The organism is Sulfurivermis fontis, from assembly GCF_004001245.1.
In the GTDB taxonomy this organism is placed as follows: Bacteria; Pseudomonadota; Gammaproteobacteria; order Thiohalomonadales; family Thiohalomonadaceae; genus Sulfurivermis; species Sulfurivermis fontis.
On sequence record NZ_AP018724.1, the window covers coordinates 204,713 to 217,105 of the forward strand.

Sequence of the window (12,393 nt, forward strand, 5' to 3'; positions counted from 1 at the left end):
GTTGAGACTGTCACTCTGGCATGTGTACGCGAGATTTGGGGAGTAACTGATGAGCAAAGCCCTGCAATTGCAAGTGAATATCCCGCTCGGCAGCATCGAGGCCTACACCCAGGCCATCAACCGTATTCCGATGCTGACTGCCGAGGAGGAGCGCGAGCTGGCGGTCCGTCTGCGCAAGGACAATGACCTGGAATCTGCGCGCCGCCTGGTGATGGCGCATCTGCGTTTCGTGGCCCACATCGCCCGCGGTTATTCCGGCTACGGCCTGCCCCAGGCCGACCTGATTCAGGAAGGCAACATCGGCCTGATGAAGGCGGTGAAGCGCTTCGACCCGGATCAGGGGGTGCGCCTGGTGTCCTTTGCGGTGCACTGGATCCGCGCCGAGATCCACGAGTTCATCCTGCGCAACTGGCGCATCGTCAAGGTCGCCACCACCAAGGCGCAGCGCAAGCTGTTCTTCAACCTGCGTTCCTCCAAGAAGCGCCTCGGCTGGTTCTCCAAAGAGGAGGTGGACGCGGTGGCCAAGGACCTGGGCGTGCCGGCGGCGACGGTGCTGGAGATGGAGTCGCGCCTGGCGGGTCAGGACGTCACCTTCGATGCCCAGTCCGACGATGAGGATGAGGCGATGGCGCCGGCGGCCTATCTGGCCGATACGCGCTTCGAGCCGGCGGCGCAGCTGGAGGCCGCCAATTTCGAAGAAGACAACAGCCAGCGTCTGCACAGCGCCCTTGCCACCCTGGACGAGCGCAGCCGCGACATCGTTGCTGCGCGCTGGCTGTCGGATGACGGCAAGACCACGCTGCAGGATTTGGCGGACAAGTACAACGTCTCCGCCGAGCGCATCCGTCAGCTGGAAAAGAACGCCATGAACAAGCTGCGCAATATGCTTGCTGCTTGACGGTTCTGTCTTACAGTACAAACGCCAACGGCCTCCCCCGGGAGGCCGTTGGCGTTTCCGGCGCCTGAAATTCAGCGGCTCAGGGTGAGGGCGATGGTGGTGCCGGCGGAGGTGGGCATGATGCTGATGGCGATGCTGCTCTTGTCGCGGCTGAATTCCAGGGCGCGCGCATTGCCGATGGCGGCGTCGGCGGTCTGTTTCCAGCCCTGGCCGGCGAGCTTTTCCTGGTAATAGCGCGCCGCCTGCTCCACCGAACCCTTCGCATTGAGTATGGCGCTGGCACCACGGCTGTCCTCGCTGGCGGAGTCGAGCTGCGCCTGGGGGTAGGCGGGGATTTCGCGGGCGAGGGCGGCGGGATAGCCGGCGGCGGACAGCGTGCTGGCGCTGACCAGTAGCAGCAAAAACAGCAGGGTGCGTGTGGATGAGTGCAACGACATGTTTCCCCTCCGTGGAGTCATGGTCCGTAAGGAGTTTTTTTATACGAAATACGCCGGTTTGACAATCAAATCGCAGTAGGCGCACATCTTATAAGGGAAAGGTGTGTCGGCAGTGTGACGGCGGTAACGGCTTGGCGCCGTCGCGGCGATTTGGCGCCTTGCCGGTGGCGCGGGTATGCTCGAGGCCATGGATCACGCCGTTCTATTGGCCCTGGGCCTGACTGCTCTGGCCGGTCTTGCCACCGGCATCGGTGGTGCCATTGCGCTGTTTGCCCGGCGCAGCAATGTTTCCCTGCTGGCCGCCGCGCTCGGCTTCTCCGCCGGCGTCATGATCTACGTGTCCTTCGTCGAACTGTTCGCCGGCGGCCAGCAGTTGTTGCAGGGGCAGTACGGCAAGGGGCTCGGTTCCTGGCTGGCGGTCGCCGCGTTCTTCGGCGGCGTGGCGATGATCCTGACCATCGACTTTCTCGTCCCGGCCCACGACAACCCCCACCAGGTGCGGTTCATGGAGGAGAGCAGGCCGGGGCTGCACCGGCTGCACCGTGTCGGTTTGCTCTCCGCCCTGGCCATAGGCATTCACAACTTTCCCGAAGGCATGGCCACCTTCATGGCGGTGCTGGCCGATCCGGTGGTCGGCCTGTCGATCGCCGTCGCCATCGCGCTGCACAATATTCCGGAAGGTATTTCCGTTGCGGTGCCGGTGTATTACGCCAGCGGCAGCCGGCCCCGCGCCTTCTGGTTTGCCTTTCTCTCCGGCCTGGCCGAGCCGGTGGGGGCGCTGGTCGGCTATCTGTTGTTGCGGCCCTTTCTCGACAACGGTGTATTGGGGATGGTGTTCGCCGCCGTGGCGGGCATCATGGTGTTCATCTCGCTCGATCAACTGATCCCCAATGCCAAGAAATACGACAGCGGCCACCAGGCCGTGTATGGCCTGATCGCGGGGATGGGGGTGATGGCGGTAACGCTGGTGATGCTGGCGTAGGCGATCACCGGTTGATGGTGAGCTGTGCGGCGACGGTGTCCACGGACAAGGTGTCCATGTAGGGCACGACACCGAGCAGCGGTGCGTCGATGCGCTGCTGGATGGAGAGGATGTTCTGCGGCAGTTTGCTCATGTGCAGGTCGAGGGTGTTGGCGACCCAACCCGTGAGTCGGCAGCCGCGGTTGCGGATGGCCTCGGCGGTGAGCAGGGCGTGACTGATGCAGCCCAGGCGCAGACCGACTACCAGGACCACTTCCAGGTCCAGATGCAGCGCAAGGTCCGCCATGGTCTCCCGTTCATTGAGCGGCACCAGCCAGCCACCCGCGCCTTCCACCACCACCGCATCGGCCTCGGCGGCCAGCGTCTGATAGTGGCGCGCGATGCGCTCCATCTCGATAGGCCTGCCGGCCTGCGCCGCGGCGAGGTGGGGCGCCACCGGCGGGGCGAAGGCATAGGGATTGATCACGGTGTAGTCCACCCTGTGGGAGCCCTGCCGCTGCAGCAGCAGGGCATCTTCGTTGCGCAGCCCATTCGCTGTCTGCTCGCAGCCCGCCGCGACCGGCTTCATGCCGAGCACGCGCAGACCCTGCCGTTGCAGCGCGGCCATCAGGCCGGCACTGACCCAGGTCTTGCCCACGCCTGTGTCGGTGCCGGTGACGAAGATGCCGCGGCTCATGATGTCTTCACCCTACAGTAGTCGATCGACACGTCAGCGTCTCTGCCTCAGTTCGGCCAGTAACTGGGCGAAGGGTATTGCGATGCTGCCGTCGCGCGTCTGTTGCTGGCGCGGCGTCAGCGGCGCCCAGGCATGGCCGTAGACGATTTCATAGCTGGCCGGCAGGCGGCCGTCGCGGCGGAACTGTTCGTAGGCGGTCAGCATGGCGTTGAGCCTGTTCTTGCCGGTGAGGCCGCCGTGGCGGCCGCGATTGACATTGTGCGCGCCGATGGTCTTGAGGTCGCTCATCAGGGTGCGCGCGTCGCCATAGGTCAGCACGATGTCCTCGCGGTCCATGACCGGATCGGCGAAACCATTGCGCAGCAGACCATCACCCAGATCATGCATGTCGATGAACATATTCACGTGCATGGCATCGTCCACTGCACGCCAGGCGGCGCGCAACTCCTTCAGGGTGTCGGGGCCGAAGGTGGAGAACAGCAGCAGGCCGCCCGGTTTCAGCACGCGGCGGAACTCCGCGAAGGTGGCGTCGGGATCGTTGCACCACTGGAGGGTGACGTTGGAAAACAGCAGGTCCACCGAGGCCTCCATCAGCGGCAGGGACTCGGCATCGGCACAGATGAAGGCGGGGCTACGGCGCAGGCGTTGCCACCAGCCGAAGCGGGTGCGCGCGTGTCGCAGCATGCCGTGGGCGATATCGAGGGCGATGAACTCTGCCGTTGCATAGCGCGCGGCCAACTGCGTACTGCAAAAGCCGGTACCGCTGCCCACCTCCAGCACGCGCCGGGGCGCGATCTTCATCAGCTCCAGGCGCTCCAAAAGGCGCGTGCCGATCTCGCGTTGCAACACCGCCGCCTCGTCATAACGTGCAGCCGCCTTCTCGAAGGCGGCGCGCACCAGGCGTTTGTCGGGCAGCGGCAGATCACTCATGGGCAAATTCTTCCACGGTGTGCAGGAATGCGTCGGGGTGCGACAGGAACGGCGCATGGCCGGCGCTGGCGATGACCTGCAATCTTCCCTGCGGCAGATGGGCTGCGGTGTATTCCGCCGCGGCGAGCGGTGCGAGGGTGTCGCGCGCGCCGTGCAGCACCAGCGCCGGCTGCGCGATGTTGGGCAGTGCCATGCGCAGATCGGCGTCGCGCAGGATATGCAGGCCGCCGGCCAGTGCCGCGGGCTGCGGCTTGCCGTGGGCAAACAGGTCCTGGCGCAGGGTACGCAACTCTTCCCGCGCCCGTTCCGAGCCGCGGGCCTGGATGGCGAGGAAGCGTTGCAGCGTCTGTTCCCAGTCGTCGCGCACCGCGGCGGCGAACTGTTCGAACTCGGCGTCCGGCATGCCGTGCGGCCAGTCGTCGCGCCGGGTGAAACAGGGGTTGGTGCCGACCAGGATCAGGCGTGCGATGGACGCGCCCTGCGCCGCCGCGGCGAGGGCGATGCGCCCGCCCAGCGACCAGCCCAGCCAGCCGGCGTTTTCCGGCACGGCGGCAGCCACGAGACGCGCCACATTTTCCAGGGTGTAGTCCGCGTCCGGCAGCGTGCTGCGGCCGTGGCCGGGCAGATCGACGAGGTGCAGACGATGGTGCGCGGCGAGTTGTGGCACCACGCTGCGGAAGATGCCGCCATGCAGGCCCCAGCCGTGCAGCAGCACCAGGTCCGGACCCCGGCCGGTGGTTTCGACGTAGATCATGGACCCTCGCGCAGCAGCGGCAGTGCGATGTGTTGCAGGGCATCGAGCAGTGCGTCCACCTGTGCCGCGGTGTGGGCGGCGGAGAAGGTGATGCGCAGGCGTGCCGTGCCTTCGGGCACGGTGGGCGGGCGGATGGCGCTGATCAGGATGCCCTTTGCCAGCAGTGCCTCCGACAGTTGTACCGCCTTGCCGGCATAGCCCACCAGCAGCGGCTGGATCGCCGTCGGTGACTCCATCAGCGTGAGTCCGAGTTGCAGCGCACCCTGACGGAAACGCTGCACCAATGCGGCGAGATGGCCGCGGCGCTCGGCGCCTTCGTCGGATCGGATGATGCGCAGGCTGGCGCGCGTGGCCTCGGCCACCGCCGGCGGCAGGGCAGTGGTGTAGATGTAGGGCCGCGCCTGCTGGATCAGCGTTTCGATGATCACCTCACTCGCGGCAACGAAGGCGCCGAAGCTGCCGAAGCCCTTGCCGAGGGTGCCCACCAGCAGCGGCAGTTCGTGCGGCGTGAGGCCGCATACCTCCATCGAGCCGCGGCCATGCTCTCCTATCACGCCGAGGCCATGGGCATCATCCATCATCAGCCACGCGCCATTTTGCTTTGCACTCGCGGCCAGCTCACGTAGCGGCGCGATGTCGCCGTCCATGCTGAACACGCCGTCGGTGACGATCAGCTGGCGCCGGGCCTTGCTTTCCGCGAGCCGTGCGGACAGCGCCGCCACATCACCGTGCGGAAAGCGCTGCAGGCGCGCGCGCGACAGTAGGCCGGCATCGAGCAGCGAGGCGTGATTGAGGCGATCCTCGAACACCGCATCGCCGGCGCCGCACAGCGCACTCACCGCGCCGAGGTTGGCCATGTAGCCGGTGGAGAACAGCAGGGCGCGCGGATAACCGGTGAATTCGGCCAACTCCTCTTCGAGCAGGTGGTGCGGCGTCGTGTGGCCGGTCACCAGGTGCGCCGCGCCGGAGCCGACACCGTACTGTGCCGCGCCCTGCTGCATGGCGGCGATCACCGTGGGGTGATTGGCCAGGCCGAGATAGTCATTGGAACAGAACGACAGCAGCGGGCGGCCATCGACCATGATCTCCGCGCCCTGGGCCGAGTCGACGACGCGGCGGCGGCGGTACAGATGCGCCGCCTCGCGTCGTGCCAGTTCCTGTTCGAGTTCGTTCATTGAAGCAAAAGCCTTCAACGCAAAGACGCCAAGGGCGCAAAGATCGCAAAGAGATCGCTATGAAAGCTTTGCGCCTTTGGCGTCTTTGCGTTTAATGGTCTTGGTCTTTTCACGCCGCCGGCGTCAGGTCGAGACGGCGGAACAGATCGCGGTCGTGGTTGATCGTTGCGTTGTCGGTGGTGAGCAGGCGATCGCCGTAGAAGATCGAATTGGCGCCGGCGAGGAAGCACAGCGCCTGCGCCTCGTCGTGCATGTTCTGCCGCCCGGCCGACAGGCGCACGTAGGACTGCGGCATGATGATGCGCGCCACGGCGATGGTGCGGATGAATTCGAAGATGTCGAGATCGGGGCTGTCGGCCAGCGGCGTGCCCGGCACCTTCACCAGCAGGTTGATGGGCACGCTCTGCGGATGCTCCGGCAGGTTGGCCAGTTCCGCCAGCAGCGCGGCGCGATCGGTGCGCGATTCGCCCATGCCCATGATGCCGCCGGCGCAGACGTTGATGCCGGCCTTGCGCACCTCGGCCAGGGTATCGAGGCGCTCGTCGTAGGTGCGGGTGGTGACCACCTTGTCGTAGTACTCGCGCGAGGTGTCGAGATTGTGGTTGTAATAGTCGAGGCCGGCCTCTTTCAGCTTCGCCACCTGTGCGGCGGTGAGCATGCCCAGCGTCACGCAGGTCTCCAGGCCCATGGCCTTCACCTGGCGGATCATCTCCAGCACCACGTCGAGCTGTTCGTCACGCGGGTTACGCCAGGCCGCGCCCATGCAGAAACGGGTGGCACCACTGTCCTTCGCCTTCTGCGCCTCGGCCACCACCACGTCGACCTCCATCAGGGTGTCGCGCTCCAGCTTCACCTTCTTCTCGTGGTGTGCGCTCTGCGAGCAGTAGCCGCAGTTCTCGGCGCAGCCGCCGGTCTTGATGTTGAGCAGACTGGAGGCCTGGATTACCGAGGGGTCGAAGTGCCGGCGATGTACCTGCTGGGCCTGAAACAGCAGTTCCATGAACGGCGTGCTGAACAGCGCCTCGACCTCGGCGACCTTCCAGTCGTGGCGCAGGTCGGAAGCGGCTTGGCGATGGGCGGCCTGGGGCATGGGTGTTCTCCGGAAAGGCGCATACAATAAGGGCCACGCAGTATTCCCAGCCCAGGAGGGGTTGTCAAATGGAAAGGATGTCGTGGGTTGACGACTGTATGAATTTTATACAGTCGGTCGTTTTTCCTTCCACCTGCCTGCTGTGCGGCGCACCGGGCCACGACGGGCTCGATCTGTGTCCCGGTTGCCTGCATGCCTTGCCTTGGAATAGCGCAGCCTGTGCGGTCTGTGCCGCGCCGCTCCCCCTCCCGTCCTCCCCCGCACGCGGGGGAGGAGAGCCGCATGTGTGCGGCCAGTGCCTGAGCCATCCGCCATCCTTTGATACCGCCGTGGCACCGTTGCTGTACCGTCCGCCGCTGGACTGGCTGATACAGGGCTTCAAGTTCAACCAGCGCCTGCCGCCGGGGCGTTTGCTGGGGCAATTGCTGGCGCAACACCTGGCGGGACAGATCATTACCCCGCCCGAACTGATCGTGCCGGTGCCGCTGCACCCGGCACGGCTGCGCGAACGCGGCTACAACCAGGCGCTGGAACTGGCACGGCCCCTGGCCCGCCGGTTCGGCATCCCCCTGGCGCACGGGTTGGTGCGGCGCGTGCGCGCCACCGCCACCCAGTCCCTGCTCCCGGCCGGGGAACGGCGCCGCAACGTGCGCGGTGCCTTTGCCCTGCGCCGGCCCCTGGCCGCCCGGCATGTGGCGATCGTCGACGACGTCATTGCCACCGGCTCCACCGTGGCCGAACTGGCGCGAGTACTGCGCCGCGCCGGGGCGGAGCGCATCGAGGTGTGGGCGGTGGCACGGGCGGGGCGGTGAGGAGACCTATTGACACGGACAGCAATCTTAATGAGAATGGTTCGCGCTTACATCGAAAGGCGAATCTCCGCCTGAACCTGGCCCACGGAGCAACCCTGTCATGCAACTGTCCCGTCGTCTGTTTCTGTCTGCCGCCGCGCTGGCGGCCATCGTCGGCCTCAACGGTGCGGCCCTCGCCGCCGGCGAGGTGAATCTGTACTCGGCCCGCCAGGAGGCGTTGATCAAGCCCCTGCTGGACCAGTTCACCGCCGAGACCGGCATCAAGGTCAACCTGGTGTCGGCCAAGGCCGACGCCCTGTTGCAGCGCCTGAAGAGCGAGGGGCGCAACAGCCCGGCCGATGTGTTGCTCACCGTCGACGCCGGCAATCTGCACGCGGCCCGGGCGGCCGGCGTGTTGCAGCCGGTGCAATCGAAGGTGTTGGAGGCGGCGATCCCCGCCACCTTCCGCGACCCGGCGGGCCACTGGTTCGGCCTGTCCCTGCGCGCCCGTCCCATCATGTACGTGAAGGGCAGGGTGGACCCCGCCGAACTGTCCACCTATGAGGCGCTGGCCGAGCCGAAGTGGAAGGGCCGCATCTGCATCCGTTCCTCCGACAACGTCTACAACCAGTCGCTGGTGGCCTCGATGATTGCCACCCGCGGCGAGGCCGCCACCGAGGGTTGGGCCAAGGGCTTTGTCGCCAACTTCGCGCGCAAGCCGCAGGGCGGCGACCGCGATCAGCTCAAGGCCGCGGTGGCGGGGCAGTGCGACATCGCCATCGCCAACACCTACTACCTGGCGCAGATGCTGGAATCGGACAAGGCGGACGAGAAGGCCGTGGCCGAGCAGATCGGCGTGTTTTGGCCCAATCAGGATGAGCGCGGCACCCACGTCAACATCAGCGGCGCTGGTGTCACCGCCGCCGCGCCCAATCGCGCCAACGCGGTGCGGTTGCTGGAGTTCCTTGTCAGTGAGGCGGCACAGCAGTGGTATGCCGAGACCAATCAGGAATATCCGGTACGCAGCGGCATTCCCACCAGCGCCACGCTGCGTGCCTTCGGCGAGTTCCGCGCCGACGATGTCAACATGGCCAGGCTGGGCGAGTTCAATGCGGCGGCGGTCAGGCTGATGGATCGCGCGGGTTGGCGTTAAGAACACAGGTACGAGGTGCGAGAGACGAGGCACGAGGGGGGGCGCCCCCCTCGTGCCTCGTCTCTCGCGCCTGTATTCTTGACCGTCCATGACTTCTCTTACTGCCGCGCTCCCCGCCATTAAAACGCTGCCCCGCCCCGACCCGTGGCGCAGCGGCGTGGTGCTGGCCGCGCTGTTGCTGGCGCTGCCGGTGATCGTGGTGTTCAGTTTCGTCTTCGTGCCGGCCGGCGAGGTGTGGCTGCACCTGAAGGAAACGGTGTTGCAGGAGTACGTCACCAACTCGCTGGTGCTGCTGTTCGGCGTCGGTGTCGGCGTGCTGGCCATCGGCATCCCGGCGGCGTGGATGGTGAGCCTGTGCGAGTTTCCGGGGCGGCGTGTATTCGAGTGGGCGCTGCTGCTGCCGATGGCGATGCCGGCCTACATCATCGCCTACACCTACACCGGCATGCTGGATTTCGCCGGCCCGGTGCAGACGCAGCTGCGCGACTGGTTCGGCTGGAGTTACGGCGATTACTGGTTCCCCGATCTGCGCACCCTGCCCGGCGCGGTGCTGATGCTGTCGCTGGTGCTGTATCCGTATGTCTATCTGCTGTCGCGTGCGGCATTTCTGGAGCAGTCGATCTGCGTGCTGGAGGTATCGCGTACCCTGGGTGCCGGGCCGTGGACGGGCTTCGGCCGCGTTGCGCTGCCGCTGGCGCGGCCGGCGATCATCACCGGCCTGTCGCTGGCGCTGATGGAAACCCTGGCCGATTACGGCACGGTGCAGTACTTCGGCCTCGCCACCTTCACCACCGGCATCTTCCGCACCTGGTTCGGCCTCGGCGACCCGGCCGCCGCCGCGCAATTGTCGGCGGTGCTGATGAGCTTCGTGTTCGTGCTGATCCTGCTGGAGCGCTGGTCGCGCCGCCGTGCGCGCTTTCATCACACCAGCACGCGCTACTCGCATCTGCCGCGCTATCAGTTGCGCGGCTGGTGGCGTGCCGGCGCCATCGTCGGCTGCTCCATTCCGGTTGCCTTCGGTTTTCTGTTGCCGGCGGCGCAGCTCGCGGCCTGGGCGGTGGATACCAACGCAGCCTGGCTCAAGATGGATTTCCTCGTCCTGGTGGGCAACAGCCTGCTGTTGGCGGCGATCACCGCGGTGCTTGCGGTGGCGCTGGCCCTGCTGATGGCCTACGGCCGTCGCCTGCGCCCGTCGCCGACGGTGGGTCTCGCCGTGCGTGTGGCGAGCATGGGCTATGCGGTGCCGGGCACGGTCATTGCCGTCGGCGTGATCCTGCCCTTCGCCTGGCTGGACAACACCGTAGACGCCTTCATGCGCGCGCAGTTCGGTGTTTCCACCGGCCTGATACTTTCCGGCACGCTGGTGGCGCTGGTGTTCGCCTACTGCGTGCGCTTTCTCGCCGTCTCGCTCAACACCGTCGAAGCGGGTCTCGGCAAGATCAAGCCATCCATGGACGATGCCGCGCGCTGTCTCGGCCTCGCCCCTGCGCGCGTGCTGCGCGAGGTGCACATGCCGATCATGCGCGGCAGCCTGCTCACCGCACTGCTGCTGGTGTTCGTCGATGTGTTGAAAGAGCTGCCGGCGACGCTGATCCTGCGGCCGTTCAACTTCAACACCCTGGCAGTGCGCGCCTTCGAGCTGGCCTCCGACGAGCGCCTGGCCGATTCCGCCAGTGCCGCGCTGGCCATCGTGCTGGCCGGCATCGTGCCGGTGATCCTGCTGTCGCGCACCATCGGCCGCTCGCGGCCGGGACAAGACCAGACCGTGTGCTGAACCCATGACGAAGCTGCTGGATGTAGAAAACATCGATGTCGGCTACGGCCACCACACCGTGGTGTTCGACGCCGCGCTGCACCTGAAGCAGGGCGCCATCGGCTGTCTGCTGGGGCCGAGCGGTTGCGGCAAGACCACCCTGCTGCGCGCCATCGCCGGATTCGAGCCGGTGCGAAGTGGCCGCATCCTGCTGGCCGGCGACGAAGTGAGCCGCGCCGGCTGGACCCTGCCGCCGGAGAAGCGCCAGGTGGGGATGGTGTTTCAGGATTTCGCGCTGTTTCCCCATCTCACCGTCGCCGACAACGTCGCCTTCGGCATCCGCCGCTGGCCCGCCGACAAGCGCGCCGCGCGCGTGCAGGAACTGCTGCAACTGGTCGGTCTGCCGCAGTACGGCAAGAGCTATCCGCACGCCCTGTCCGGCGGCCAGCAGCAGCGTGTGGCCCTGGCGCGCGCCCTGGCGCCGAAGCCGCGCCTGCTGCTGCTCGACGAGCCCTTCTCCAGCATGGACGTGGAGCTGCGCGAATCGCTGGCGCGCGAGGTGCGCACCATCCTCAAGCACGAGGGCATCACCGGGCTGATGGTGACGCACGATCAGTTCGAGGCCTTCGCCATCGCCGATCGCATCGCCGTGATGCACGGCGGCCGCATCCTGCAATGGGACACCGCCTACAACCTCTATCATCAGCCTGCCGATCGCCAGGTGGCCGACTTCATCGGCCAGGGCGTGCTGCTCCAGGGCATGGTGGTGGGCGAGACCATGGTGGAAACGCCGCTCGGCCCCATCGCCGGCAAGGTGCCGGAAGGTTGTCGCAAGGACTGCCCGGTGGATGTGCTTATCCGCCCAGACGATCTGATGCTCGATCCGGCCAGCGCGTTGCAGGCCGAGGTGATCGACAAGGCCTTCCGCGGCGCGGTGTTTCTCTACACCCTGCGACTGCCCAGCGGTGCCACCGTGTTGTGTCAGGCGCCCAGCCATCATGACCACACCATTGGCGAGCGCGTCGGCCTGCGGCCCGACTTCGATCATCTCGCCGTGTTCCCGCGCCACCCGTAAAGCAGGGTACGAGATGCGAGGGACAAGGGACGAGGAATGAACTCGCGGCGCCCGAGTTGTCTTGAAGCAAGACCGCCATGTGCGCAGCGCGCTCCAACCTTGCATCTTGTATCTCGTCCCTCGTGCCGGCGGTCGACCCCATGCCTGTCATGAACTCAGTACTTATCCGCCTACGCACTTGGCTCGCCCCGCGCCGCCTGTTGCGCCTCGGCGGCGAGCTGTTGTTGCTGCTGATCTTTCTGCTCGCTGTCGAGGCCTATCTCACCCGTGATGCCGCGCGTGGTCCGGCGCCGGCCCTGGCGGCAACACTGAGTGACGGCCGTGCATTTGATCTGGCGCAGCTGCGCGGTGCGCCGGCGCTGGTGTATTTCTGGGGCACGTGGTGTCCGGTGTGCCGCGCGGAACAGGGGACCATCGATGCCCTGGCGCAGGATGTGCCGTTGCTCACGGTGGCGATGCAGTCGGGCACGGCGCCGGAAGTGAATCAGTACCTGACGCAGCATGGCCTGCGCTGGGCGACGGTGGCGGATGAAGATGGTGATATCGCGCGGCAGTGGGGCGTGACCGGCGTACCGGCGGTATTCGTGATCGATGGTGCGGGCGAAATCCGTTTCGTCACCCGCGGCTATACCACCGGCTGGGGGCTGCGCCTGCGTTTGTGGTGGGCGGGTTTGTAGGG

General features: G+C 66.4%; 13 protein-coding genes and 1 pseudogene. 8 read left to right on the top strand and 6 right to left on the bottom strand.

All coding sequences use genetic code 11. The features are described 5' to 3' along the window. Nucleotides 1–49 precede the first annotated feature (49 nt). Entirely contained in the window at nt 50–898 is an 849-nt protein-coding gene (gene rpoH, locus EP379_RS01020; protein WP_127474863.1) for an RNA polymerase sigma factor RpoH, read from the top strand. A gap of 71 nt (nt 899–969) precedes the next feature. Here the strand turns inward: rpoH and EP379_RS01025 are convergent, their stop codons facing one another. Beyond that, entirely contained in the window at nt 970–1,335 is a 366-nt protein-coding gene (locus EP379_RS01025; protein WP_127474865.1) for a hypothetical protein, read from the bottom strand. Between the two features lie 187 nt (nt 1,336–1,522). Between EP379_RS01025 and zupT the strand changes: the two genes are divergently transcribed. Next, nucleotides 1,523–2,317 (top strand): zinc transporter ZupT, encoded by a 795-nt coding sequence (gene zupT, locus EP379_RS01030; protein ID WP_127478785.1) that lies wholly within the window; start codon nt 1,523–1,525, stop codon nt 2,315–2,317. A gap of 4 nt (nt 2,318–2,321) precedes the next feature. Here the strand turns inward: zupT and bioD are convergent, their stop codons facing one another. The 5 genes from bioD to bioB all read right to left on the bottom strand — a co-directional run bounded on the left by bioD (nt 2,322) and on the right by bioB (nt 6,942). Next, nucleotides 2,322–2,993 (bottom strand): dethiobiotin synthase, encoded by a 672-nt coding sequence (gene bioD, locus EP379_RS01035; protein WP_127474867.1) that lies wholly within the window; start codon nt 2,991–2,993, stop codon nt 2,322–2,324. 33 nt (nt 2,994–3,026) lie between these two features. Beyond that, a complete protein-coding gene (gene bioC / locus EP379_RS01040) occupies nt 3,027–3,923 on the bottom strand; it encodes a malonyl-ACP O-methyltransferase BioC (RefSeq protein WP_127474869.1) in 897 nt (298 codons plus the stop codon). Next, a complete protein-coding gene (gene bioH / locus EP379_RS01045) occupies nt 3,916–4,677 on the bottom strand; it encodes a pimeloyl-ACP methyl ester esterase BioH (RefSeq protein WP_127474871.1) in 762 nt (253 codons plus the stop codon). The genes bioC and bioH overlap by 8 nt, the downstream gene beginning before the upstream one ends. Then, nucleotides 4,674–5,852, bottom strand: a complete 1,179-nt coding sequence (gene bioF / locus EP379_RS01050) for an 8-amino-7-oxononanoate synthase (protein WP_127474873.1) — start codon at nt 5,850–5,852, stop codon at nt 4,674–4,676. The genes bioH and bioF overlap by 4 nt, the downstream gene beginning before the upstream one ends. A 109-nt stretch (nt 5,853–5,961) precedes the next feature. Further along, nucleotides 5,962–6,942: a biotin synthase BioB gene (gene bioB / locus EP379_RS01055; protein WP_127474875.1), complete on the bottom strand. Its 981-nt coding sequence runs from the start codon at nt 6,940–6,942 to the stop codon at nt 5,962–5,964. Nucleotides 6,943–7,040: 98 nt separating this feature from the next. On the opposite strand from bioB, the pseudogene EP379_RS16915 reads away from it, so the two are divergent. The 6 genes and pseudogenes from EP379_RS16915 to EP379_RS01080 all read left to right on the top strand — a co-directional run. Next, nucleotides 7,041–7,232, top strand: a pseudogene (locus tag EP379_RS16915) (double zinc ribbon domain-containing protein); the annotation flags it as partial. Between the two features lie 39 nt (nt 7,233–7,271). Further along, the gene (locus tag EP379_RS01060) at nt 7,272–7,754 is read left to right on the top strand and encodes a ComF family protein (RefSeq protein WP_338055823.1); all 483 of its coding nucleotides are present in this window, start codon (nt 7,272–7,274) and stop codon (nt 7,752–7,754) included. A 100-nt stretch (nt 7,755–7,854) separates the two neighbouring features. Further along, a complete protein-coding gene (locus tag EP379_RS01065) occupies nt 7,855–8,886 on the top strand; it encodes a Fe(3+) ABC transporter substrate-binding protein (protein WP_127474879.1) in 1,032 nt (343 codons plus the stop codon). Between the two features lie 88 nt (nt 8,887–8,974). Next, the gene (locus EP379_RS01070; RefSeq protein ID WP_127474881.1) at nt 8,975–10,660 is read left to right on the top strand and encodes an ABC transporter permease; all 1,686 of its coding nucleotides are present in this window, start codon (nt 8,975–8,977) and stop codon (nt 10,658–10,660) included. Between the two features lie 4 nt (nt 10,661–10,664). Beyond that, nucleotides 10,665–11,714: an ABC transporter ATP-binding protein gene (locus tag EP379_RS01075; protein ID WP_127474883.1), complete on the top strand. Its 1,050-nt coding sequence runs from the start codon at nt 10,665–10,667 to the stop codon at nt 11,712–11,714. 149 nt (nt 11,715–11,863) lie between these two features. Continuing rightward, nucleotides 11,864–12,391: a protein disulfide oxidoreductase gene (locus EP379_RS01080; protein ID WP_127474885.1), complete on the top strand. Its 528-nt coding sequence runs from the start codon at nt 11,864–11,866 to the stop codon at nt 12,389–12,391. Nucleotides 12,392–12,393: the final 2 nt, after the last annotated feature.